The organism is Streptomyces sp. NPDC014995, from assembly GCF_043080745.1.
Classification (GTDB): Bacteria; Actinomycetota; Actinomycetes; order Streptomycetales; family Streptomycetaceae; genus Streptomyces.
On sequence record NZ_JBIBVX010000015.1, the window covers coordinates 234727 to 259569 of the forward strand.

19 protein-coding genes and 1 pseudogene are annotated in these 24843 nt (G+C 73.1%); 10 read left to right on the plus strand and 10 right to left on the minus strand.

Annotated features, from left to right (window positions below; translation table 11 throughout):
* Positions 1 to 33 precede the first annotated feature (33 nt).
* The 4 genes from ACF1A1_RS29040 to ACF1A1_RS29055 form a co-directional block, all read right to left on the minus strand.
* Positions 34 to 1779 (minus strand): LCP family protein, encoded by a 1746-nt coding sequence (locus ACF1A1_RS29040; RefSeq protein WP_392003955.1) that lies wholly within the window; start codon positions 1777 to 1779, stop codon positions 34 to 36.
* Between the two features lie 266 nt (positions 1780 to 2045).
* Positions 2046 to 3239, minus strand: coding sequence for an LCP family protein (locus tag ACF1A1_RS29045; protein ID WP_392003956.1), 1194 nt, complete (start codon positions 3237 to 3239; stop codon positions 2046 to 2048).
* Between the two features lie 708 nt (positions 3240 to 3947).
* The gene (locus ACF1A1_RS29050) at positions 3948 to 4706 is read right to left on the minus strand and encodes a TIGR03089 family protein (protein WP_392003957.1); all 759 of its coding nucleotides are present in this window, start codon (positions 4704 to 4706) and stop codon (positions 3948 to 3950) included.
* A complete protein-coding gene (locus tag ACF1A1_RS29055; protein WP_392003958.1) occupies positions 4693 to 4836 on the minus strand; it encodes a hypothetical protein in 144 nt (47 codons plus the stop codon). Before ACF1A1_RS29055 ends, ACF1A1_RS29050 begins: the two co-directional genes overlap by 14 nt.
* Here ACF1A1_RS29055 and ACF1A1_RS29060 point away from each other — a divergent pair.
* Positions 4835 to 6451: a peptidoglycan recognition protein gene (locus ACF1A1_RS29060; protein ID WP_392003959.1), complete on the plus strand. Its 1617-nt coding sequence runs from the start codon at positions 4835 to 4837 to the stop codon at positions 6449 to 6451. The two genes, ACF1A1_RS29055 and ACF1A1_RS29060, sit on opposite strands and share 2 nt — an antisense overlap.
* Before the next feature lie 219 nt (positions 6452 to 6670).
* A complete protein-coding gene (locus ACF1A1_RS29065) occupies positions 6671 to 7753 on the plus strand; it encodes a sugar phosphate nucleotidyltransferase (RefSeq protein ID WP_392003960.1) in 1083 nt (360 codons plus the stop codon).
* A gap of 304 nt (positions 7754 to 8057) precedes the next feature.
* On the opposite strand, the gene ACF1A1_RS29070 is transcribed toward ACF1A1_RS29065, so the two are convergent.
* From ACF1A1_RS29070 to ACF1A1_RS29085, 4 genes are all read right to left on the minus strand, one after another.
* A complete protein-coding gene (locus ACF1A1_RS29070; RefSeq protein ID WP_392003961.1) occupies positions 8058 to 9065 on the minus strand; it encodes a DNA-3-methyladenine glycosylase family protein in 1008 nt (335 codons plus the stop codon).
* 190 nt (positions 9066 to 9255) lie between these two features.
* A complete protein-coding gene (locus ACF1A1_RS29075; RefSeq protein WP_392003962.1) occupies positions 9256 to 10566 on the minus strand; it encodes a coenzyme F420-0:L-glutamate ligase in 1311 nt (436 codons plus the stop codon).
* Positions 10563 to 11522, minus strand: a complete 960-nt coding sequence (cofD, locus tag ACF1A1_RS29080; RefSeq protein WP_392003963.1) for a 2-phospho-L-lactate transferase — start codon at positions 11520 to 11522, stop codon at positions 10563 to 10565. The genes ACF1A1_RS29075 and cofD overlap by 4 nt, the downstream gene beginning before the upstream one ends.
* Positions 11523 to 11556: 34 nt before the next feature.
* Positions 11557 to 12051 carry a cysteine dioxygenase gene (locus ACF1A1_RS29085; protein WP_392003964.1) on the minus strand — a complete coding sequence of 165 codons (495 nt, stop codon included), beginning with the start codon at positions 12049 to 12051 and terminating at the stop codon, positions 11557 to 11559.
* Between the two features lie 747 nt (positions 12052 to 12798).
* Here ACF1A1_RS29085 and ACF1A1_RS29090 point away from each other — a divergent pair.
* The 3 genes from ACF1A1_RS29090 to ACF1A1_RS29100 all read left to right on the plus strand — a co-directional run bounded on the left by ACF1A1_RS29090 (position 12799) and on the right by ACF1A1_RS29100 (position 18493).
* Positions 12799 to 13062 carry a WhiB family transcriptional regulator gene (locus ACF1A1_RS29090; RefSeq protein WP_030792866.1) on the plus strand — a complete coding sequence of 88 codons (264 nt, stop codon included), beginning with the start codon at positions 12799 to 12801 and terminating at the stop codon, positions 13060 to 13062.
* A gap of 248 nt (positions 13063 to 13310) precedes the next feature.
* Entirely contained in the window at positions 13311 to 17003 is a 3693-nt protein-coding gene (locus ACF1A1_RS29095; protein WP_392003965.1) for a glycosyltransferase, read from the plus strand.
* On the plus strand, positions 17000 to 18493 hold the full coding sequence (locus ACF1A1_RS29100) for a DUF5719 family protein (RefSeq protein ID WP_392003966.1): 1494 nt from the start codon (positions 17000 to 17002) through the stop codon (positions 18491 to 18493). The genes ACF1A1_RS29095 and ACF1A1_RS29100 overlap by 4 nt, the downstream gene beginning before the upstream one ends.
* A 34-nt stretch (positions 18494 to 18527) precedes the next feature.
* Here ACF1A1_RS29100 and ACF1A1_RS29105 read toward each other — a convergent pair whose 3' ends face one another.
* Entirely contained in the window at positions 18528 to 18977 is a 450-nt protein-coding gene (locus ACF1A1_RS29105) for a metallopeptidase family protein (protein WP_392003967.1), read from the minus strand.
* Between the two features lie 295 nt (positions 18978 to 19272).
* On the opposite strand from ACF1A1_RS29105, the gene ACF1A1_RS29110 reads away from it, so the two are divergent.
* Positions 19273 to 19695, plus strand: a complete 423-nt coding sequence (locus tag ACF1A1_RS29110) for a DUF3499 domain-containing protein (protein WP_010034669.1) — start codon at positions 19273 to 19275, stop codon at positions 19693 to 19695.
* Positions 19696 to 19763: 68 nt separating this feature from the next.
* Here the strand turns inward: ACF1A1_RS29110 and ACF1A1_RS29115 are convergent, their stop codons facing one another.
* Positions 19764 to 19928 (minus strand): hypothetical protein, encoded by a 165-nt coding sequence (locus tag ACF1A1_RS29115; protein WP_392003989.1) that lies wholly within the window; start codon positions 19926 to 19928, stop codon positions 19764 to 19766.
* Between ACF1A1_RS29115 and ACF1A1_RS29120 the strand changes: the two are divergent.
* The 4 genes and pseudogenes from ACF1A1_RS29120 (at position 19866) to ACF1A1_RS29135 (ending at position 24573) form a co-directional block, all read left to right on the plus strand.
* Positions 19866 to 21441 (plus strand): annotated as a pseudogene (locus ACF1A1_RS29120) (L-lactate permease). The gene ACF1A1_RS29115 and the pseudogene ACF1A1_RS29120 overlap by 63 nt on opposite strands.
* 126 nt (positions 21442 to 21567) lie before the next feature.
* On the plus strand, positions 21568 to 22932 hold the full coding sequence (locus ACF1A1_RS29125) for a phosphomannomutase/phosphoglucomutase (RefSeq protein ID WP_392003968.1): 1365 nt from the start codon (positions 21568 to 21570) through the stop codon (positions 22930 to 22932).
* A 249-nt stretch (positions 22933 to 23181) separates the two neighbouring features.
* Positions 23182 to 23352 (plus strand): Trm112 family protein, encoded by a 171-nt coding sequence (locus ACF1A1_RS29130; RefSeq protein WP_007382472.1) that lies wholly within the window; start codon positions 23182 to 23184, stop codon positions 23350 to 23352.
* Between the two features lie 87 nt (positions 23353 to 23439).
* On the plus strand, positions 23440 to 24573 hold the full coding sequence (locus tag ACF1A1_RS29135; protein ID WP_392003969.1) for an SIS domain-containing protein: 1134 nt from the start codon (positions 23440 to 23442) through the stop codon (positions 24571 to 24573).
* Positions 24574 to 24843: the final 270 nt, after the last annotated feature.

Here is a 24843-nt window from a genome sequence, read left to right on the forward strand (position 1 = left end):
CTCGACGGGCCCGCAGGGTTACCTAGTTGGTGACTACTTGGCGCACTCGACCTTGTCCGCCGTGGACTTCTGCACCGTGTCCGGCACCTTCGTCGGAGTCGTCAGGGAGACGCCCGCGCCCTTGAAGTCCTTGCCCAGGGTCAACGTCATCGTCGGCAGCCCCTGGGCGTTGGTGACGCTCTCGCCCGGCTTCAGCGCGGTCCCGGGCAGCCCCATGACGGCGGCGAGCTTACGGGCCTGGGCGGCCTGGTCGGGCGCGTACTCGAGTGTCGTCTTGCTGAGTTCCTTCGGTGCGTTGCCCGCGTTCTCGGACTTCGTCACGCCCTCATCATTCTGCAGCCAGCTGAGAGTCTCCTGTGCGCTGCCGGCCGGGGCCCCGCCGTTCATGACCCGCACCCGGACCTCGGAGGCCGCGGACTGGGTCCCCTTGAGGCGGGCCGCGGCGGCCGCGGCCGCCGCGTTCTTCGACGCCTGCGCCTTCTCCTTCACCTCGGTGAAGGAGACGTCGTCCTTGATCATCTGGAAGACGGTGGGCGCCGTCGACTGGTTGAGGACGACCGTGGCCTTCACCTTCTCGGCCGGGTTGTCGACCACCGGCACGGTCGCGAAGGTCAGGTTCTTGACGTTGAGCTTGCCCAGCTCCAGACCCAGGTCCTTCAGCTTGTCGATGCTGTCGAGCTGGGAGTCGACGGTCAGCGCCTTGGTGCCCGCCTCCGCCAGCTTGATCATCTTGGTGGGGCTGGTGAGGGTGTCGTTCGACTTCAGCTTGCGCATCAGCGCGCTGAGGAACTGCTGCTGGATCTGGATCCGGCTCAGGTCGCCGCCGAAGCCCACCGAGTGCCGGGTACGCACGAAGGCCAGCGCCTGCTCGCCCTCGATGAGGTGCGTGCCCTTGGAGAGCTTCAGGTGCGAGTCCGGGTCGTCGATGTCCTTCGCCAGGCACACCTCGACCCCGCCGACCGCGGTCGTCAGCGTCTTGACCGCGTTGAAGTCGGCGACCATGAAGTTGTCCGGGGTGACCCCGGTCAGCTCGGTCACCGTGCGCATGGTGCAGCTGGGCGTACGGCCGTCCTGGCCGAGGCTGGTGTTGAAGCGGACGTTCTCCGTGCCCGGGATGACCTTGCTGGAGCCGTCCTCCTGCGTGGTCGGGCAGTCCGGGACGTCCACGAGCAGGTCGCGCGGGATGCTCAGCGCGGTCGCGTTCGTGCGGTCCTTGGAGACGTGCAGCAGGATCGTGGTGTCGGCGTGGCCGACGCTGCCGGAGTCGCCGTACCCCTCGTTGCCCGAGCCGGTGCGCTTGTCCGTGCCGATCAGCAGGATGTTGATCGCCTTGTCCTTGCTGAAGCCACCGGTGCTCGCGCCGTCCTCGGAGACGGAGGTGATGTTGTCGTTGAGGTGCTCCAGATAGAGGTAGGCGGCGCCGGCCGTGCCCACCAGGACGAAGGCCATGGTTCCGCCGGTCCACAGCAGGACCTTCTTCGCCTTCGACTTCTTCTTCGCCGGCCGGCGACCGCGTCGCCCGGGCGGCGGCTCCTCGGGCACGGCCCGGCGCCGGCGTGGCCCCGGCACCTCCGGAGTGTCCCGGTCGGGTGTCGTCTTACGGCTGCGGACCGCGCCCGCAGTTCCCCCGGCACGGGAGTCGGACCTGCGGGGCCCGGGGACCGCCGACTGCGGTGCGGAAGGAGTCAGTCGCAGTTCGTATTCGCCGGTGTTCGGATTGAGCACCCACTGGTCTGCGGGATCGATGTTGTCCGCCCGCCCACGGCCTTGTGCGTCCACGGTTGTCCGAATCCTCCGTCGGGGCCACGCGGCGCCTTTCCCCCCTCAAAGGCGCTCGGGTCTCGGTCACACAGTGCACGACCCCAGGACGCTCCTCTGGCCGGGTGCACCGGATCGCTCACACTATCCGCCCAGTTCAGCGTGGGGCGACGACGGTGACAAATTCCACGTCCCTACAACCGGGCAATTCGCCCGATTTCCTTGAAGTAAGTTCGTTTGAACACGCTTCGCTTGGCAAGCGCTTTACCCGTGGGGCGGCGGGGCACTCATGTACAGCTGTCCTCGGCGGCCGTGTTTCCGCGGAAGACGGGCGGGGACGGGGGCGGTGTTCCGTACGCGTCGTAGCCGGACGACTCCGCAGAGCCGGAATTCCGGGGGCCTTCCGGTGTGACGGTCACGGGTCGGTCGGCGCGCAGGAGTTCGAAGAGTTTCTCCGCCTCGGGCTCCACCAACTGGTCGCGGTTGGCGTTGTAGAGGTACGACTCCCGCGGAACGGTCAGGAATTGCACGCGTTCGGTGGGAATGTCCCGAAGGCCCCGCACGAGTTCGTACAGCCCGCGCAGACTCGCGAGATCCGGGTCGGTGGTGAGAGAGGACGTGGCGGCGTCCAGCACCGGATAGAGCTTCACCGGATTCAGCAGCACGTCATTGCTCCGCACCTTGTTGACGAGCGCGCCGAGGAACCGTTGCTGCCGGTCCATGCGGTCGGTGTCGCTGCCGTCGCCGAGGGATTTGCGGGCGCGGACGTACCCGAGGGCCTGCTCGCCGTCGAGGGTCACCCGCCCCGCGGGCAGCCTGAGGTGGGCGGCCTTGTCGCGGATGGGCTCCTTCAGGCACACCTCGACCCCGTCGACGGCATCGACCATCTCCTTGAACCCGCTGAAGTCGACGACGACGTGGTGGTCGATCCGGATCCCCGTCAGCTTCTCCACCGTGCGGATGGTGCAGGCCGTGCCACCCGTCTGGAAGGCGTGGTTGAACATCGCGAACATCGGCTCGGTCCGCGTCCCGTCCGGCCGCCGGCAACCGGGCACGTCCACCATCAGGTCGCGGGGCAGGGAGACGGCGGTGGCGCTGCGCCGCCCGGCCGCCAGATGCAGCAGGATCGTCGTGTCCGACCGCGCGGTCCCCGAGTCCCGCCCGTACTTGCGGTTGCCGGCCCCCGCGCGCGTGTCCGACCCGATCAGCAGGATGTTCCGCGCGTCCTTCACCAACGCGGTCGGCCGCTCCCTCGCGTACCGCGCGAGCTCCGCCGCGGCCGCCTCGTCGGGCGTGATGTTCCCGTCGAGCTTCGCGTACACCATCCACCCCGCCGCGCCGGCCCCCACGAGGAGCGCGGCGACCACCCCCGCCCCGTACCGCACCCACCGCCGCCGACACCGCCGCACGAGCCCCGCCCCATGGGCGGAGGCCCCCGCCTCCGGCCCGAGGGGCCCGGATATGCCTGCGTCGCTGCTCACGCCGGAATGCACCCCTCCTGCTCGCCGTACGAACGTGTCGTCCTGCCAACGTCTCGTGCTGCTCCTACGACGATGGCGCGGGCGGGGTGGAGACGCGGGCGGGAGTACGCCGAACGGGTGACACGGCTCCCCGCCGGACGGCACGCGCGAACCACGGGATGGAGGGCGGCCTCCGCACCCCGAACCCCAGGTCAACCCCCACAACCGCCCCCTCGGGCGGGGCTGACGGGCGACCGTCCGGCGGTGGGCGGGAGCGCGGGGGCGATGAGGTGCGCAGCGGGGGTGGGGTGTGGCGGGGTGCCTGCGGTCCTCGCGGGGCGCGTGGAGGGGAAGGGGAGGGGGCTTCGCTTGCCGCCGGGGCGGTGATCAGAGGAATCGGGGGGACCCCCTCGGCCCGGACGGGAAGGCTGGGACCGACGGTGGTGACCGTTTCCGGCCGCACCGGGCGGCCCCGGCCGGGGCCGCCCGCTCACACGGGAGTTACGTCCACGTCGGAGGCCCGGCGGCCGATGACCGCATCCCCGGATCCCCGTCCCTTTACTCCGGAGGGGCGGAACCGGTTGTCCGCCCCCCGGCTGCGGAACCGACCGCCCGCTTGCCGGGTCGTCGAACCGGCCCGGCGTCTGCCGGGTCGTCGAGCTGCCCGTGTGCCTGCCGGGTCGTCGAACCGCCCGCCCACCTGCCGGGTCGTCGAACCGGCCCCGCCTCCTACCGGGCCGTCGCCGTCACCCGTTCGCTCTCGATTCGCTTGGACACCGTCTCCTCGTTGGCCTGGTCCAGGTTCCGGCAGAGGACCACGGACCCTCCGCTGGCCAGCGGGGCGTACAGGCCGGCACTGAGGCCCTCCCAGGTGTCGTACGGCAGGCCCGACAGAAGGCGGGAGCCCGGGCCGGTCAGGCCGAGGCCGGCCGCGTCGCCCCGGGCGCGCTCCACGATCTCCGCGCCCGTGTACTCCGCGCCGGCCACGATCAGCGCGGGCTCCTCCGGGTCCACCGGCGCGTACGCGACGAAGCGGTCGCCGTGGCTCGGGACGTCCACGGCGTAGTCGGCGTACCCCTCGGGCGGAGCCGGGACGAACCGCCGGCCGAGCGGGGCGAGCGAGAGCGCGTACCGCTCGCCCCGGCAGGCGAGCCCCGCCTCGAAGTGACCGGGCCCGGCCACGACGTGGTCCGCGCGTGCCGGATCCCCGGCCATGTCGGCGACGACCCCGACCGAGGAACACGCCAGCAGCCACACCGCCGTCTGCCAGTGCGCGGGCAGCAGCAGCGCGACCCGGTCGCCGGGTTCGGCGGACAGGCCGTCCTGGAGGAGGTTCGCGGTCTTGGCCACCCAATTGGCGAAGGTGGCCACGGACAATTCGACCCGCTCGCCGGTGGCGTCGTCGTAGAAGGTCACCAGCGGGCGCGCGGGGTCCGCGGCGAGCGCGGAACGCAGCAGGTCGGCAGGGGTGCGGTCAGTGGCGTTCACGCGCGCAAGCGTACGCGCCGACGATGCCGAAGACCCGCCGCCAGGCCACCGGTTCGGCGCAACGTTCGCGACGGCCCGTCAGTTCCCCGATGTGCGGACGGGCCTGGGTGATGCCCAGGATCTGTGGCATGCGTGGATTGCTTGCTTCCTCGATCGGCGTCACCTGCGCGGCGGCACTCGCCCTTCCGCTGACGCCGCCCGCCACCGCGGCGACGGCGCGACCGGCGCCGACCACGGAGGCGGCGACCGCCGCGGTCCGGGCGACGAGCCCCACCGCTCCGCTCCCCGGCAGTACCCAGTCGCTGCCCCTGACCCCCCTCGCCCGCGACCGAGCCCTCGGCGCGGGCCAGGGCGTGCCCCGCAGGGACGTCCGTCCCTTCTCCCTCCTCGGCGTCGTCTGGGACGACCCCGACGCGGAACTGCACGGCCGCGTCCAGGTCCGCACCCGTGCCACCGGCACCGGCACCTGGTCCGGCTGGCAGGACCTCGAGACCCACAACGCCGACCACAGCGCCGACCCGGGCTCCTCCGAACGCGCCTCGGACCAGGTCCGCGGCGCCACCGCCCCCCTGTGGGTGGGCGACTCCGACGGCGTGGAGGTCCGTGTCACTCCCACGGCCGGAACCCATACGGAGGACACCGCCCACGACGCCCACACGGTGCCGACGGCCACCCCGCTCCCCTCGGGCCTGCGCCTGGAACTGGTCGACCCTGGAGAGGCCGACGCCGAAGCAGCCGCGCCAGGAGAACTCGACCCCGAAGCCGCCGCCCCCGAAGCGGCCGTCCCCGGAGAGGCCGACGCCGAAGCCGCCGCTCCCGGAGAGGCCGTCACCGAAGCAGCCGTCCCAGGAGAATCCGACCCCCAAGCAGCCGCCCCAGGAGAACTCGACCCCGCGGCGGCCGCCCCCGACCCCGCGCCCGTCGCCCCGCCCCGCGGCCGTGCCGTGACCGCCCGCGGCCCGGCCGGCTCGGGCGCGGCGGCCGCGATGACCGCCGAGGCGGCCGCCGCCTCCGCCGCCAACCTGGACCTCGCCCCGCTCGGCGCCGTCGCCGTCCCCGCCCTCGACCGCACGGGCACCGAACGCGAGCTCCTCGCCCTGCGCGGCGCGGAACTGACGGACGGTCAGCGGGCGAAGCCGTACATCGGCCCGCGCCCAGGCATCGTCACGCGCCGCGGCTGGGGCGCCGACGAGAAGCTGCGCGAGAAGGGGTTCCGCTACACGACGAAGGTCAAGGCGGCCTTCGTGCACCACACGGCCTCGGGCAACAACTACAAGTGCTCCCAGGTGCCCTCGATCATCCGCAGTATCTACCGCTACCACGTCAGGAGCATGGGCTGGCGGGACATCGGCTACAACTTCCTCGTCGACAAGTGCGGAAAGATCTACGAGGGCCGCGCCGGGGGAGTGACCAAGCCGGTCCTGGGCGCCCACACCCTGGGGTTCAACAGCAACAGCATGGGAATCGCGGTCATCGGCACGTTCTCCTCCACCAAGCCGCCCTCCTCGGCGGTGACGGCCATCGCTCGTCTGACGGCGTGGAAGTTGGGTCTGTTCGGGGCCAATCCGCGCGGAAAGACATACCTGAAGTCGGGTGGTGGCAATCTCTACGCAAAAGGTAAGAACGTACGACTGAACGTGATCTCCGGCCACCGGGACGGCTTCGCCACGGAATGCCCAGGACGGCAGCTCTACGGCAAGCTCGGCTCGGCCCGCTCCAGCGCCGCCCGCTACCAGGGGCGTTGAGGCGGGCCCGGGACGCCCGGGGCCTGGGGAGGCCCCGGCGGACCCGGTGGGTGCGGAGGTCACGTCCAGTGGGGGGCACATTCCACAGCCGTCGGGGGGACAGCGCATGGAACACCGCATGCAACACCGCACGGCCATCGAAGTTGCCACGCAACGGTCTGCATACACTGGCCGGCCGAAAGACAGTTCGGCCGGTCCCGGCAGGAAGCAGAGACGAAGGTGACAGAAGCGATCCTCCTGGTCGGCGGCAAGGGCACCCGGTTGCGCCCGCTCACGGTGCACACGCCCAAGCCCATGGTCAGGGCGGCCGGAGTGCCGTTCCTGACGCACCAGCTGGCGCGGGCCAAAGCGGCAGGCGTGGACCACATCGTCCTCGCGACGAGCTACCTGGCCGAGGTCTTCGAACCGTACTTCGGCGACGGCTCGTCGTTGGGCCTCCACATCGAGTACGTCACGGAGGAGGAGCCCCTCGGCACGGGCGGCGCGATCCGCAACGTCGCGTCCCGCCTGCACTCGGGCCCCGACGACCCGGTCCTCGTCTTCAACGGCGACATCCTCACGGGACTCGACATCCGCCGGCTGGTCGCCACCCACGAGTCCACGTCCGCGGACGTCTCCCTCCATCTCACCAAGGTGACCGACCCGCGCGCCTACGGCCTGGTCCCCACCGACGGGACGGGCAAGGTCCTGGCCTTCCTGGAGAAGCCGCAGACCCCCGAGGAGATCGTCACCGACCAGATCAACGCGGGCGCGTACGTCTTCCGCCGTTCGGTCATCGACACCATCCCGCTGGGCCGCCCGGTGTCGGTGGAGCGGGAGACCTTCCCCGACCTGCTGTCGGCGGGGGCCCACCTCCAGGGCATGGTCGACTCGACGTACTGGCTGGACCTGGGCACGCCGGCGGCCTTCGTCCGGGGCTCCGCGGACCTGGTCCTCGGCCGGGCCCCGTCCCCCGCGGTCCCCGGCCGCTGCGGCGACCGCCTGGTCCTCCCGACGGCCACGGTCGCCCCCGACGCGAAGCTCACGGGCGGCACGGTGGTGGGCGAGGGCGCGTTCGTCGCGGAGGGCGCGCGCGTCTTCGGCTCCACGATCCTTCCCGGCGCGGTGATCGAACCGGGAGCGGTCATCACCGACTCCCTCATCGGCACCCGGGCCCGCGTCGGCGAACGCTCCGTCCTCACCGGCACGGTCATCGGCGACGGCGCGGTCGTCGGCCCCGACAACGAGCTCCGCGAGGGCGCCAGGGTGTGGTGCGACGCGCGGATCCCGGCGGGGGCGGTGCGGTTCTCTTCCGACCAGTAGGCGGCGGGGCGGGTGGGGCGCTGTCCGCGAGGGCTGCGTCCCCACACCGGTGCCTTCTTCGACGAGGGCCGGCGAGATCAGCCCGTCCGGGTTTCAGCCCGTCCGGCGTCCGGGGTTTCAGCCCGTCCGGCGTTAGAGAAGGAGCCCCGTCCAGGGCCGACGCGGGGTCCGGGGACGGCAGCTTGCGGGGACGGCAGCCTCCGGGGACGGGAAGGACGGAGGCGGCGGGGGCGGGAAGGGCAGGGGCGGCGGGGGCGGGAAGGGCAGGGGCGGCGGGGTGAAGAACCTCTCCACGCCACCTCCCTCACAACTTGCCGATGTCACCCCTCGTCATGCGCGGCGCCCGCCGCGCCGGCACCCGTCCGCTCAGCAGAATCAACCGAGCCGCCCGATGCCGCTGCCCCGCATACGGCTCCAGCAACTCCAGCATCACCGAGTCGTCCGCCGACCGGTCCCCGGCCAGCGCCCAGCCCACGATCCCCGGCAGATGCAGATCCCCCACGGTCACCGCGTCCGCCGCCCCGTGACTGCGCTGCACGACCTCCGCCGACGTCCACGGCCCGATCCCCGGCACGACCTCCAGCCGGGCCTGCGCGGCCTCCGGCGGCATTCCCGCCGCCTCCTCCAGCCGCCCCGCCACCCGCACGGCGCGCAGAATCGTCGACGCCCGCTTGTTGTCGACCCCGGCCCGATGCCACTCCCACGACGGAATCAGCGCCCACGTCCGAGGCGCCGGCATCACCCACAACCGTCCGCCCGCCGCGGGCCCCGGCGCCGGATCCCCGAACTTCCGCACGAGCAACCGCCACGCCCGATACGCCTCATCGGTGGTGACCTTCTGCTCCAGAACCGACGGAATCAACGACTCCAGCACCAGCCCGGTCCGCGTCAACCGCAACCCCGGCCGTCGATGCCGCGCCGTCGCCACCACCCGGTGCCGGGGCACGAAGGCCGCCGGATCGTCCGAGGCCCCGAGCAACTCCGGCATCCGCTCCAGCAGCCACTCCGCGCCGGGCCCCCAGGCCTCTCCCCGCACCGCCCCGCCCCCGGACGCCGCGGAGACCCGCAACGTCCCGGGCCCGACAGGCGTCAGACTGGCCCGCCACACCGACCCGTCCGGCATGGCCCGGAACGTCGGATCCGCGGGCCCACGCCGCAGCGGCCCCAGCACCAGCCCGAGATCGAGCGGCCCCTCCGGCACCCACGTCCGCACCCGCCCCGCCGATACCTGCCGCGGCACGCCCCCGGGCACGACGGCACGCCCTCCGCGCACGGTCGTACGCGGGGGCCGCGGAGCGAATCGTCCTGACATGAGTGAGGTCCCGGGGGCGGTAGAGAACGGCCAAGCCCCTACGAGAGTAGGCGCAAGGAGAGAGGTGCTACGAGAGCCGGCGTGACCGGAGCCGGCGAAAGCGGAGCCGGCGTGAGGACGGCAGCAGGCGTACGGACAGCCGGCCGAAGCGGGGCAGGTGGCGACGAGAGCAGGCGTCCGCGGGCGTGCCTCACCGCACCTCGATGAAGGCTCCCGCGTCCCGCTCCGCCCGGGCCTTCGGCTCCTGCGCCGGATGCCCGACCGCGACCGCTCCCATCGGATCCCATCCCTGCGGCAGCCCCAGCACCTCGCGCACCACGTCCCGGCAGAACATCGTCGACGACACCCACGCCGACCCCAGCCGTTCCCCGGCGAGCGCGACCAGGAGGTTCTGCACGCCGGCGCCGGCGGCGACCACGAACATCTCCCGCTCGGCCCCGTCCCGCCGCGCGTCCCCGTACGTGTGCGCGCCGTCCATCACCAGGCAGGGGACCACCAGGTACGGCGCGTTGCGCAGCACGTCCCCGCGCCGCACCCGCTTGGCGATCGACTCCTCGCTCTTCCCGTCCCGCCGCAGATCCGCGACCCACGCGTCCCGCATCGCGTCCAGCAGCCGGACCCGCGCCTCCTCCGACTCCAGCAGCACGAACCGCCACGGTGTCGTGTGGTGCGGCGCGGGCGCCGTGACGGCCGCGGCGACGGCCCGCCGTACCGCCCCGGGGTCCACGGGTTCGTCCGTGAAGGAGCGCACCGTACGCCGCTGGGTGACCGCCAGGCGGACCGCCTCGGACGTGCCGAGCCGGAACATGTCGTCGCGGGCTTCGCGCACCATGGCCCGCGCGCCCTCCCCGTCGCCGTCGGCCAGCACGTGCGGCAGCCCGCGGACGACGGCGACCGGCAGCCCGGCGGCCTTGCCCTTCACCAGGTCACCGGCGGCGGCCAGCTCGTCGGCGGTGGCGACGACGGTGGCGGCGAGCGGGTTGCCGTACGCGTCCGTGCCCCCGCGCAGATCGTCCAGCACGCGTATGCCGGCGGCGCCGATCGCGACGTCCGTGAGCCCCGCGCGCCAGGGCCGCCCGAAGGTGTCGGTGACGACGACGCCGACCTCGACGCCGAGGGCGTCGCGCAGTCCGTCGCGGATCGCGCGCGCGGAGGCGTCCGGGTCCTCCGGCAGCAGCAGCACCGTCCCGGCGGGCGTGTTGGAGGCGTCCACGCCGGCGGCCGCCATCACCAGGCCCTGCCGGTTCTCGACGATCCGCAGCGTCCCGCGCCGGGCCACGACCCGGACGGTCTCGGCGTCGATCGCGGCCTCCCGGTCGTCCGCCCGGACGACCCGCCCCTCCGCCTTGGACACGATCTTCGAGGTGACCAGCACCACGTCGCCGTCGACCAGTCCCGGCTCGGCCGCGGCGATCAGCTTGGCGAGGTCGTCCCCGGTCCGCACCTCGGGCAGGCCCGGCACGGCCCAGACCCGGTAGCCGTCGCCGAATGTGTCGCTCACGCCCCCCGCACCTCCTCCGCCAGGGCGAGCGCCTCCCGGGCCATCTGCGCGGCCGCGTCGACGTCGGTCATCATCAGCGGCACGGCCCGGCAGCGGATCCCGGCGGCCTCGACCCGCTCCGTGGAACCGGCGTCGACGGTGTCGACGAGCCAGCCGTCGAGGAGACCGGAGCCGTAGTGCTCGGCGACGGCCGCGGCCGTCGACTCCACACCGACCGCCGCGAGCACCTTGTCGGCCATGCCGCGCACGGGCGCGTCCCCGACGATGGGCGACAGGCCCACCACCGGCACCCCGGCCTCGGCGATCGCCTCGCGGATGCCGGGCACGGCGAGGATGGTGCCGATGGACACGACCGGGTTCGACGGCGGGAACAGGATGACGTCCGCCTGCGCGATCGCCTCCAGGACGCCCGGGGCCGGCCTTGCCTGCTCGGCGCCGACGGGCACGATCGCCTCGGCCGGCACCGACGCCCGCAGCCGTACCCAGTACTCCTGGAAGTGGACCGCCTTGCGCTCGCCGTCGACCTCGACGGCGACATGCGTCTCGACACGGTCGTCGGTCATCGGGATCAGCCGTACCCCCGGCTTCCACCGGTCGCACAGCGCCTCGGTCACCGCGCTCAGCGGATACCCGGCGCCGGTCATCTGCGTCCGCACGATGTGGGTGGCGAAGTCCCGGTCGCCCAGCCCGAACCACTCGGGTCCGACGCCGTACGCCGCGAGCTCCTCCTTGAGATGGAAGGTCTCGTCGGACCGCCCCCAGCCCTGCTCCTCGTTGATGCCGCCGCCGAGCGTGTACATCACCGTGTCGAGGTCCGGGCAGACCTTCAGCCCGAAGAGGTGGATGTCGTCCCCGGTGTTGCCGATGACCGTGATGTCCGCGTCCGGCACGGCCCGCTTCAGACCGCGCAGGAACCGGGCACCACCGATGCCGCCTGCCAGAACCACAATGCGCATGGGGGCAAGTCTTGCAGGCGGCTACGACAACGCGTCACGCAGTCAGGGCGCGTCCCTCGCAGTGCGGGGTGGTGTGCATCGGCATCTCCGTCAGGCCCGGGAAGTACACGTGCAGGCTGACGGCCGGCTCCAGCGTGTCGTTGATCACCTCGTGCACGTACCCCGGTGCGAAGACCCGCTGCGAACCGGCGTCCAACGCGCGCGTGCCGCGCTCCGTCCGCTCGGTGAGCGCGCCGTCGAGAACGGTCAGCACACCGGAGGAGCGGCCGTGGTCGTGCAGCCCGCTGCCCTGCCCGGGCACCCAGGACAGCAGCCACACCTCGTAGCCGGGGCCGGTGCGCAGCCGGTGGTACCAGCGGCTCGTCGCGTCGTACTGGACGAGGTGCTCCCACTGGGAGCGGTCGGCGGCGATGGAGCGGGCCAGGCCGACGAACTCGGCGACGGTGGCCGGGTGCTCGCGCGGGGCCTGGAGGAGGTGCGGGACTTCGAGGATGTCGCCGGCGATCTGCAGGTCGCTGTCGCTGTTCATGGGTGCGGTGGTTCCTCGGCGGAGATGAGTGGGTGGGGCCCCGCTCGGGCGGAGCCGGGAGGCGGGGAGGGTGGCGCGGCCGTCCGCCCGGGTCACGGGCGACAGGGATGCCCGGGTCCGGGCGGGGGAGCGGGCAGCCGGGTCACAGGGGACGGACCCGGGTTCAGCCGGAACGCGTGGGGCTCAACAGCTGGAACAGCGACAACAGCTACAGCGAGCGCGGGCAGCACCGAGGGACCCGGCGGTGCGGGTCGAGGTGAGTGCCAAGTTCGCGAGCATGCCCACAAGGACACCGGCTTACACCTTCGGTGTCAACTCGCCGACCGGAATGTGGGACCGGTTCACCTCTTCTGCCGCATCTCCCAGGTGAAAGGTTTGTGCACGGGCTCACCGGGACACAAGGCGCACAAGCCGGGCGCGCAAGCCCCGTTGCGATCCCGTGATCCGACTGTGATCCGGTTCGCTTCCGCGCGCGTGTCGGAACGGGATCGAACTTCTGGGCGTCCTTCCCCGTACGAGCACTGTGCGGGCCGAGGGTTCGCCAGGGCCTCATCTGCGTGTCAAGGTTTAGGACGATTTGAACACTTACCGCACGGCCTTGGTTCCGCAGAGTGAATAAGGAGCCCAATAGCAGATCTCGGCTTGACTCGCCCGGAGCAGCACACTTGTAATTTCACTCGTGTCGTTCAGCCGGAATCGGTAACGGCCACGTCACGGGGACGCGAAAAGACAGAGCGAGGGGCGCACATGACCGAGCTGGTGCAGCAACTGCTGGTCGACGACGCGGGCGAGGAACTCGGCTGGCAGGAGCGCGCACTGTGCGCCCAGACCGACCCCGAGTCCTTCTTCCCCGAGAAGGGCGGCTCGACCCGCGAGGCCAAGAAGGTCTGCCTCGCCTGCGAGGTCCGCTCCGAGTGCCTCGAGTACGCCCTCGCCAACGACGAACGGTTCGGCATCTGGGGCGGCCTGTCCGAGCGGGAGCGCCGCCGGCTGAAGAAGGCTGCCGTCTGAGACCGCGGAAGGCGGCCGGTCCGAGACCGAAGAAGGCGGCCGTCTGAGCGACCGTCCCGGGAACCGGACCAAAGCCGCCCGTACACCTCCACAGCACGTTGCGAACGGCCCGTCGCGGGTGGGTTATCCACAGGCGGCGGGCCGTGGTCATGCCCAGCCGATAGTGTGGTCGCTCGTCCGAGACGCCCCGCCGCCCCCACACGGCGCAGGCATCCACCGCAGTCCATCGAACCGGGGCCCGTACCTCGATGTCCGTGCACAGCCACACGGCAGCCCAACGCGCCGCTGCCACGTCCGGGTCCGACCCGACCCGCCCGCCCGAGTTCCCGCGCCACGTGGTCACCGCGGTGCTCGTCTCCCACGACGGCGCCCGCTGGCTGCCCGACGCGCTCGCCGGGCTGCTCGGCCAGGAGCGCCCCGTCCAGTCCGTCATGGCCGCCGACACCGGCAGCGCGGACGACTCCGCCCAGCTCGTCACCGACGCGCTCGGCGCCGACCGCGTCCTGCACCTCGCCCGGCGGACGGGATTCGGCCAGGCCGTCGAAGAGGCCAACCGCACGGCCCCGGTCCTCACCCCCGAGGAACTGCCGTACCTCAAGCGCCCCAGCGGCTGGGACCCCGTCACCCGCACCTGGCGCGACGACGCCTACGACCTGCCCGAACTCCCGCACGGCGAGCCCGTCCAGTGGCTGTGGCTGCTGCACGACGACTGCGCCCCCGAACCCGACGCCCTGGCCGAACTCCTCCGCGTCGTGGACAACGAACTCGAACTGGGCCGCGACGACGTGGCCGTCGTCGGCCCCAAGCTCCGCGGCTGGTACGACCGCCGCCAGCTCCTCGAGGTCGGCGTCACCATCGCCCACTCCGGCCGCCGCTGGACCGGCCTGGACCGCCGCGAACAGGACCAGGGCCAGCACGACCACGTCCGCTCCGTGCTGTCCGTGTCCACCGCCGGCATGCTGATCCGCCGCGACGTCTTCGGCGAACTCGGCGGCTTCGACCGCCGCCTGCCCCTCATGCGCGACGACGTCGACCTGTGCTGGCGCGCGCACGCCGCCGGCCACCGCGTCCTCGTCGCCCCCGACGCCGTCGTACGACACGCCGAGGCCGCCTCCCGGGAGCGGCGCACCGTCGACTGCGCCGGCCGCACCTCGGCCTCCCCCCACAAGGTCGACAAGGCCGGCGCCGTCTACACCCTCCTCGTCAACAGCCGCACCGCGCTGCTGCCCTGGATCCTGGTCCGCCTGGTCCTCGGCACGCTCCTGCGGACCGTCGCCTACCTCGTCGGCAAGGTCCCCGGACAGGCCGTCGACGAGATCCACGGCCTGCTCGGCACCCTGCTGCGCCCCGAGCGGATCATCGCCGGACGGCGCAGGCGCGGCCGCCCACAGGTCGACAAGGACGAACTGCGGCCACTGTTCCCGCCGCCCGGCGCGACCGTGCGGGCCACCGTCGAGCAGGTCGCCGGCAACCTCCTCGGCGCCTCCGACGCCGAGACCACCACCGGCGCCGGCCGGCACGGCGGCGCCATCGAGTCCGGCCCCGGCGGCGACGACGCCGACTTCCTGGAGATCGAGCAGTTCGCCCGCCTCAAGCGCATCGCCCGCAAGCCCGGCCCGGTGCTCTTCCTGGTGCTGCTGCTCGTCTCCCTGGTCGCCTGCCGCAACCTGCTGGGCGGCGGCGCGCTCGCGGGCGGCGCCCTGCTGCCCGCCCCCGCCGACGCCTCCGACCTGTGGTCGCGCTACCTGGACGCCTGGCACCCGGTGGGCGCCGGCGGCACCTCGTCCGCCCCGCCCTACCTCGCGATCGTCGCGCTGTTCGCCTCCCTGCTGTTCGGCTCGACCGGCCTCGCCGTCACCGTCCTGCTCGTCTGCTCGGTGCCGCTGGCCGGCCTCACCGCCTACTTCGCCTCCCGGCCGCTCGTGGGGTCACGCCTGCTGCGCGCCTGGGGCGCCGTCGTCTACGCCTTCCTGCCCGCCGCCACCGGAGCGCTCGCCGGCGGCCGCATCGGCACCGCCGTTCTGGCCGTCCTGCTGCCGCTCATCGCGCGCGCGGGCGTCGCCGCGAGCGGCCTGGCGCACGCCTCGGGCGCGCGCGGCAGCTGGCGGGCGACCTGGGCGTACGCCCTGCTGCTGACGATCACCACCGCGTTCACACCGATCGTCTGGCCCATCGCCCTGCTCCTCGGCCTCGCCGTCCTCGCCGTGCGCCGCGCCGACATCACGGCCTACGGCCTGCGCTTCCTGGCCCAGCTCGGCACGCCGCTGCTGCTCCTCGCGCCCTGGTCGCTCACGCTGCTGCCGTTCGGCTTCTTCACCGAGGCCGGCCTGGAGTACGGCCCGTCGACGGCCACCGCGACCGACCTGCTCGGCGCCAGCCCCGGCGGACCCGGCACCGTCGACGGACTGATGCTCATCGGCGTCGTCCTGGCCGCGCTGGCCGCCCTGCTGCGCTCGGAGCGGCAGTCCGCAATCCTGACGGCCTGGGCGGTCGCCCTGGTGGGCCTCGTCTTCGCGGTCCTGTCCAACAGCTCCACCTGGGCCGGCCCCGCCACCCTCGTCTACGGCGTCGCCCTGCTGGCTGCCGCCGTCATCGGCGCCGACGGGGCACGCGCGCGGGTCGCCGAGCAGAGCTTCGGCTGGCGTCAGCCGGTCGCCGCCCTCATCGCCTTCTCCGCGGCCGCCGGCCCCCTGCTCGTCGCCGCCGGCTGGATGATCGGCGGCGCCGACGGCCCGCTGGAGCGCCGCGACCCCGTCCAGGTGCCCGCGTTCGTCGCCGAGGAGAGCAGCACCCGCGACCAGGCCCGCACCCTCGTCCTCGACAGCGACTCCGCCGCCCACGTCGGCTACATGCTGGTCCGCGGCTCCGGCGCCCGCCTCGGCGACGCCGAACTCGCCGCCGCCGACGGCGAGAACGCCACGCTCGACAAGGTCGTCGCCAACCTCGTCGCCGGCTCCGGCGCCGACCAGGCCGACCAGCTCGGCAAGTTCGCGGTGCGCTACGTCCTCGTCCACAAGGGCGCGCCCCGCGAGATCACCCGAGTCCTGGACGCCACGCCCGGCCTGTCCCGGCTCAGCCAGCAGGACGGCAGCGCCCTGTGGCGGGTGGACCGGGAAGTCTCCCGCGCGGCCATCGTCACCGCCTCCGGCAAGGGCACCCCGACCGCGGTCGCGGCGGGCCCCGTCGACCTCCACACCACGGTCCCCGACGGCTCCGACGGCCGGATCCTGCGGCTGGCCGACGCCGCCGACGACGGCTGGACGGCCACCCTGGACGGCAAGCCGCTCACCCGCACCACCGTCGACGGCTGGGCCCAGGGCTTCGAACTCCCCGCCTCCGGCGGCAGACTGGACGTCACCTACGACGACCCGTTCACGCACACCGCCTGGCTGTGGGCGCAGGGCTTCCTCGCCCTGGTCCTCGTCGTCCTCGCGCTGCCCGGCCGCCGCCGCGAGGTCGACGACGACCTCCCGGAGGAGCAGCTCGTGCCCGCCCAGGCCATGACCGGGGAGGGCCGCCGCGCCCGCCGCCTGCGCGCCCAGGCCGAGACCGAGGAACCCGCCCAGGAGGACGGCGTCCCGTCCCCTCCGCAGGAGCAGCCCCCGGTCGCGGTACCGCAGCAGCAGTCCTACGGAGAGTGGGAGGCACCGGGCCACGCGGGCGCCGAGTACGGCGGCTACGGCACCGACCAGTACCAGGCCACCCCGCAGCAGTACCCGGCCGGCGCCTACGACCAGCAGCCCTACGACCCGTACGGGGCAGGCCAGTACGACCCGTACGCCTACGACGGCCAGGCCCGGCAGGCGGATCCCTACGACCAGACCTACCAGCAGGGCTACGACCCGTCGTCGTACGGCCAGGGCGGCTACGACCCCGCCTACGACCCGGCACAGCCCCCGCACGGCACCGGCAGTGAGCGCCCCGACGGGAGCCAGCAGTGAACCGCACCACCCTGTCCCTGATCGTCGGCACGGCAGCGCTCGCCGCCGTCACCGGCTTCGCCGCGCTCACCGAACCGGCCGCCCCCACCACGGACTCCGCGAAGGCGGCCGCCGTCCTGCCCGTGGAGCGCACGAGCCTGCTGTGCCCGGCGCCCAGCGCCTCCGACCTCGCGGAGACGACGTACACGTCGTTCACGCCCGTCACCAAGGGCACGGGAAGCGACGGCACGGCCGAACTCCAGCCCGCCACCGCGGAGTCGGCCGCCGGGAGCACCGCCGACGACAAGAAGCCCGCGGCCAAGCCCGTCCTCTCCCCCAAGACCCCCGGCACGCCCGTCACCGGCGAGACCTCCGGCGGCGACGCGCCCGCTCTGGTGGGCACCGCCGAGGGCAAGTTCGCGCCCGGCTGGACGGTGCAGGAGTCCACGCAGGTCTCCGCCGGCACCGGCCGCGGCCTGCTCGGCGTCACCTGCACCGCGCCCGACACCGAGTTCTGGTTCCCGGGCGTCAGCACGGCGGCCGACCGCACGGACTACGTCCACCTCACCAACCCGGACGACTCCGCCGCCGTCGCCGACATCGAGCTGTACGGCAAGGACGGCGCCCTGACGACCACGGTGGGGGAGGGCCTCACGATCCCGGCGCACTCCAGCGAGCCGATCCTGCTGTCCACGCTCACCGACGAGAGGCAGGACGACCTCACCGTCCACGTCAACGTCCGCAGCGGCCGTGTCGGTGCCGCCGTACAGGCCCTGGACGACAAGCTCGGCGGCGACTGGCTGGCCGCATCCACCGAACCGGCGGGCAGCCTGGTCGTGCCCGGCATCCCCAAGGACGCCACGGCCGTCCGCCTGGTCGCCTTCGCGCCGGGCGACGCCGACGCGGACCTGAAAGTCCAACTCGCCGCCTCCTCCGGCCTGATCACCCCGGCGGGACAGGAGACGCTGCACGTCAAGGGCGGCATGACGACCGCCGTCGACCTCGGCGACGTCACGCGCGGGGAGGCCGGCTCCCTGGTCCTGACCCCCACCGACCAGTCGGTTCCGGTCGTCGCCGCGGTCCGGGTGATACGCGGCAAGGGCGACCAGCAGGAGTCGGCCTTCATCCCCGCCACGAGCCCGGTCGGCACGCGCGCGTCCGTCGTCGACAACACCGCCAAGGGCTCCACGCTCTCCCTGACCGCCCCCCGGGGCACCGCCAAGGTGAAGGTCACCGCCTCCGCCGGCAGCGGGGGAGGCACGGCGGCCTCGAAGACGTACACGATCAGGTCCGGCACCACCCAGGACGTCGAACTCCCCGTCCCCGCCGGCCTGAAGGGCACCTACGCCCTGACCGTGGAACCCCTCACCGACACGCCCGTCTACGCCTCGCGCACCCTGACGGCCTCGGTGGAGGGCCTGCCGGGCTTCACGATCCAGACCCTGCCGGACGACAGGGGGACGGTGGCGGTACCGGAGGCGGACGAGGACCTGACGGTGCTGCAGAAGTAGCGGACGCCGGGGGAGGACGAGGGCGCCCGCGCGCTCAGTCCTCCCCGTACCGGGGGTCCACCGTCTCCGGAGTCAGCCCCAGCAGCTCCGCCACCTGCTCCACGACGACCTCGTGCACCAACGCGGCCCGCTCGTCACGCCCCTTGGTGCGGATCTCGACGGGCCGCCGGTAGACGACCACTCGCGCCCGGCGCCCCTCGCGCGCGGGAATCGTCCCGCCCAGCGGCACCGCCTCGTCGTTCCACGGCCCCGCGGCCCCGTCCAGCCGGGGCACCTCCAGCACCAGGAAGTCGATGTCGGCGAGCTGCGGCCACCGCCGCTCCAGCCGCTCCACGGAGTCCTGCACCAGATCCGCGAACACGTCGGCGCGGCTCGCGGCCAACGGCACCTGAGGGGGCGCGATCGGCCCCCGCATGCCCCGGCCGTGGCGATCACGACGGCGGGGCCCGGGGCCTGCGGCACGGGGCGGTACGGGGCTGTCCATCACTATTGAAGCGTAGTCCCCGCCGCGACCGGCCGCCCGGCCCCACGCGCCGTCCAGCGCTCCGTCCGACCGCTCCGCACGGCATGTCGCAGGATGACCATTCCAGCCAAGGTTGGGCTCGATTCCGTATCTCTCCGAGACCGGTGAACTCATGGCAATTGATGGCGTATGTACCGGGTGGTGACCGGATCCGATGACCTTCCTCGCCCCGAGGGCTGGTGTTCGTGCAGGTCAGCGAGGTATGACTGGAGTGGCCTGTGGGGCGTTTCACAACACGACACGGTGGAGTGACCTGGTGGAGAGTCGTCGCGGCCCGCTCAAGAGTGCGGTACCGTCCAACGTCGTGAGCCCTGTACGTCGCTGTTCGCGCACCGCCTGCGGCCGACCCGCCGTCGCGACGCTGACGTACGTCTACGCCGACTCGACCGCGGTCCTCGGCCCGCTCGCCACCTACGCCGAACCCCACTGCTACGACCTGTGCGCCGAGCACTCCGAGCGCCTCACCGCCCCGCGCGGCTGGGAGGTCGTGCGGCTCCTCGACGGTTCGGCTCCCGCGCGCCCCAGCGGCGACGACCTGGAAGCGCTTGCCAACGCCGTCCGTGAGGCGGCCCGTCCGCAGGAGCGCGCGGCCGGGGCCGGTGGCGGAGGCCGTGCGGCGGACCCGATGGAGGTCGCGCGCCGCGGCCACCTGCGGGTACTGCGCTCGCCGGACAACTGACACACCTTCCGGGACAGCATCGCGCACCGCCGTTGACGGCGCGTTGGCGCGGACACGACGATTCCGTTTCAGTCGCTGCGAGAAATCGCTTTCCGCATGTCGGAAAATGACGGAATGCGGGGGCGCCCGTGTACGTACAGGAACGCCAGCCCGTCGCCGGCTCGCGCGCCCTGTCCGCCCTCGTGGCGGCCCTGCCCCTCGTGATCGTCCTCGTCCTGCTCGGCCGCGTCCACGTGAAGGCGCACCTGGCGGGCCTGACGGGCCTCCTGGCGGCCGTTCTGGTCGCCTGCCTCGCCCTAGCGTGCCGGTGGGCCAGACGCTCTCCAGCGCCGCACAGGGCGCCGCCTTCGGTCTCTTCCCCGTCCTGTGGATCGTCGTCAATGCCCTGTGGGTGTACCGGATGACCGCCCGCACCCCGGCACTTCGACGTCCTGCGCCGCTCCTTCGGACGGCTCTCCGACGACCCCCGCATCCAGGCCCTGGTCGTCGCCTTCTGCTTCGGCGCCCTGCTGGAGGCGGTCGCCGGATTCGGCGCCCCGGTCGCCATCTGCTCGGTCATGCTCGTCGTCCTCGGCTTCGACCCCGTCCGCGCGGCCGTCGTCTCCCTCGTCGCCAACACCACGCCGGGCGCCTTCGGCGCCATGGGCACCCCCGTCGTAACGCTGGCCCAGGTCACCGGCCTGCCCCTGGACACGGTCGCCTCGGTGGTGGGCCGTCAGACCCCGCTGCTCGCCCTCGTGGTGCCCCTCGTGCTGGTCGGCCTGGTCGACGGCCGACGCGGCCCGCGCGAGACGTGGCTGCCCGCCCTGGTGTGCGGAATCGCCTTCGCCGTCGCCCAGTTCGCCCGCCTCCCACCACGTCTCCGCGCAACTCGCCGACATAGGAGCCGCCTTGGCGGGCGCGGGCGCCCTGGTCGCCGTACCGCACGCGCGCGTGCCCGCTCCCGAGGCGGTCCGCGCCACCGTCCTCACGGGGGCGCGCAGCGAGGAACTGGACGAGCGGGACCCGCACCGCGAGGTCGTCCGCGCCTACGCCCCCTACGCGCTCATCGTCGCGATCTTCTCCGTCGCGCAGATCCCCGCCGTCAAGGACTGGCTGGCCGAGGCGACACAGACGTACGACTGACCGTTCCCCGACGTGGTGAACGCCGACGGGGAACCGGCCGGCGGAAACGTCTTCACCCGGCCGATCGTGTCGACGGGCGGCGCGCTCGTGCTGCTCGCCGGGGTCGCCATGGCGGCCGTGCTCGGCGTCCACGCGCGCGTGGCGCTCAAGGAGTGGGCCGCGACCGTCCACGAACTGCGGTTCGCGATCCTCACCGTGACGTCCGTCCTGGCCCTCGCCCACGTCGTGAATCTGTCCGGACAGACGGCGACGATCGGCCACTTCCTCGCGGCGGCCGGCGCCGGACTCGCCTTCCTGTCACCCGTCCTCGGCCCGTTCGGCGTCGCCGTCCCCGGCTCGGACACCTCCGCCAACGCGCTCTTCGGTGCCCTCCAGGTCACCGCCGCCCGCGAGTCCGGCCTCTCGCCCGAACTCCTGGCCGCCGCCAACAGCTCCGGAGGCGTACCCGGCAAGATGATCTCCCCGCCGAACCTCACCATCGCCTGCGCCGCCGTCGGCCTCGCCGGCCGCGAGGGCGACCTGCCGCGCAAGGTGCTGCCCCGAAGCATCGGCCTGCTGCTCGTGATGTGCCTCGTCGTGGCCGGCCAGAGCTCACCGGTACTGGACTGGATGCTTCCGTAGGGACGCGCTGACCTGAGGCGACGGCCCACGTCACGACTGCGGGCCCGACTCGCCGGACCCACAGCGGCCCGTCGGTCGCTCCGGGTAGTTTGTGGTGACTCACAGAACTTTCAGGAAGGTTTGGCCGTGGCTGCTGATCTGTCGCAGATCGTGAAGGCGTACGACGTCCGCGGGGTGGTCCCGGATCAGTGGGACGAGTCGCTGGCCGAGCTGTTCGGGGCGGCCTTCGCCCGGATCACCGACGCCGAGGCGATCGTCGTCGGCCACGACATGCGCCCCTCGTCGCCCGGCCTGTCCAGAGCCTTCGCCCGCGGCGCGGCGGCACGCGGCGTGCACGTCACCGAGATCGGCCTGTGCTCCACGGACCAGCTGTACTACGCCTCGGGCGCGCTGAACCTGCCGGGCGCCATGTTCACCGCCTCGCACAACCCCGCGCAGTACAACGGCATCAAGCTGTGCCGCGCCGGCGCGGCCCCCGTCGGCCAGGACACGGGCCTCGCCGAGATCCGCGCACTCGTCGAGCGCTGGACGGACACCGCCGCTCCCGAACCGGCCCCGACCCCGGGAACCCTCACCCAGACCGACACGTTGGACGATTACGCGGCGCACCTGCGCTCGCTCGTCGACCTCACCTCCATCCGCCCCCTGAAGGTCGTCGTCGACGCGGGCAACGGCATGGGCGGCCACACCGTCCCCACGGTCTTCGCCGGCCTGCCCCTGACGCTGGTCCCGATGTACTTCGAACTCGACGGCACGTTCCCCAACCACGAGGCCAACCCCCTCGACCCGGCCAACCTCGTCGACCTCCAGAAGCGGGTCCGCGAGGAGGACGCCGACCTCGGCCTCGCCTTCGACGGCGACGCCGACCGCTGCTTCGTCGTCGACGAACAGGGCGAACCGGTCTCCCCGTCCGCGATCACCGCCCTCGTCGCCGCCCGCGAACTCGCCCGCCACGGCGGCAAGGGCACGATCATCCACAACCTGATCACCTCCTGGACGGTCCCCGAGGTGGTGCGGGAGAACGGCGGCACCCCCGTCCGCACCCGCGTCGGCCACTCCTTCATCAAGGCGGAGATGGCCCGCACCGGCGCGATCTTCGGCGGCGAACACTCCGCCCACTACTACTTCAAGGACTTCTGGAACGCCGACACCGGCATGCTGGCAGCCCTCCACGTCCTCGCCGCCCTCGGCGGCCAGGACACCCCCCTGTCCTCCCTGGTCGCCCAGTACGACCGCTACACGGGCTCCGGCGAGATCAACTCCACGGTCGACGACCAGAAGGCCCGCATCGCGGCGATCAAGGCCGCGTACGGCAGCCGGGAGGACGTGACCCTCGACGAACTCGACGGCCTCACGATCTCCGCCACGGACTGGTGGTTCAACGTCCGCCCCTCCAACACGGAGCCCCTCCTGCGCCTGAACGCGGAGGCACGGGACGAGGCGACGATGCGGAAGATCCGGGACGAGGCGCTGGGGATCATCCGCGGGTGACGCAGCCGGCGGCTCGCGGGCCGGCCGACGCGGCGGGCGGCCCACCGGGCGGATGACGCAGCCGACGGCTCCCCGGACCGGCCGATCGCGCGCCGCCCGGCCGGCCACTCCCCCGGGGTGGCGCAACCCGAGAAGTCACCACCCCGGTCACGCCAACACCCCACGCACCAGCGGTACGCTGACCAGGCACATCCGCACACCCCCACGCCCACGGCAACCGCACGGACCCACCCGAAGGGACACCACCCCATGCCGCTCGAAGCCGGCCTCCTGGAGATCCTCGCCTGCCCGGCCTGCCACGCCCCCCTCAAGGAGCAGGACACCGAGCTGATCTGCACCGGTCAGGACTGCGGCCTGGCCTACCCCGTGCGCGACGGCATCCCCGTCCTCCTCGTCGACGAGGCCCGCCGCCCCGCGTAACGGCCGCCCCCCGGGCGCACCCTCCCGCACCACCGCCCACCGGCGCCCGCACACCGACGACGACCCGGCGATCGGAGACCTGACGCCATGCTCGACGAATCGCTGCTCGACACGCCGGATGCCCTGGCCGAGGCAGACCACCGCGCCCTGCTGCGCGGAGCGGCCGAAGCCGGCGCCCGTGTCCGCACCGCCGCCCGGCACGCCATCGAAGCCGGCGTCCGCGAACTCAAACCGGACGGCCGCCCACGCGCGATCCTCATCGCGGGCCCCGGCGCCGCCGCCACCTGCGTCGCCGACCTCCTCGGCACCCTCGCCGGCGCCGCCTGCCCGGTCATCCGCCTCGCCCCCACCGGCGTGGCCCCCGCCGCGGGCGCCCTGCGGTGGGAACTCCCCGGCTGGATCGGCTCCGTCGACCTCCTGCTGATCGCCACCCCCGACGGCACCGAACCCGGCCTCTCCCTCCTCGCCGAGCAGGCCTACCGCCGCGGCTGCACCGTCGTCGCCGTGGCCCCCGCCCGCTCCCCGCTCACCGAGGCGGTGACCGCCGCCCACGGCTTGTTCGTACCGATGGCGACCGCGCCGTACGAGCAGGACGAGCAACCCCCCGTCGCCGCGTCCGCCCCCGGCGTCCTGTGGGCCCTGTTCACGCCGCTCCTCGCGCTCCTCGACCGCATCGCGCTGCTCTCCGCCCCGCCGGACGCGCTGGAAAAGGTCGCCGACCGCCTCGACACCATCGCCGAACGCTGCGGCCCCGCCATCGCGACCTACAGCAACCCCGCCAAGACCCTGGCCGCCGAACTCGCCGACGCCCTCCCCGTCATCTGGACCGAGGGCGTCTCCGCCGGCCCCGCAGGCCGCCGATTCGCCGCCGCGCTCGCCGAACTCTCCGGCCGCCCCGCCCTCGTCGCCGAACTCCCCGAGGCCCTCGCCGAACACAGCGCCCTCCTCGCCGGCCCCCTGGCCGCCAGCGCCGACCCGGACGACTTCTTCCGCGACCGCGTCGAGGAACCGCCCGCCCTGCACGCGCGCGTGGTGCTGCTGCGTGACCGCCCCATCGGCGGCCTCACCGCCGCCCCGGCCGCCCGTGAGCTGGTCCTCAGCCACGACACGCCGATCAGCGAACTCGAACCGGAGCCCGGCGACGAACTCGTCACCCTCGCCGAACTGATCGCCGTCACGGACTTCGCCGCCGTTTACCTGGCGCTCGCCTCGAGCACCTGATCCGGCGACCGACCGACCGACCGTCCGCGGACAGCCGACAGCCGACAGCCGCCGCGGACACCCCGGCAGACGCCACCGCCACAGCCCGCCGCGCCGACCGCGTCGACCGCGACAGCCACGGCCGGCCGCCACGACAGCCACGGCCGATTGCCACGACGGCCACGGCCGGCCGCCACGACAGCCACGGCCGATTGCCACGACGGCCGCGGCAGTCGCGGCAGCCGTAACAGCTGGGCAGCCGTGACAGCCGTGACCACTACGGCAGTCACG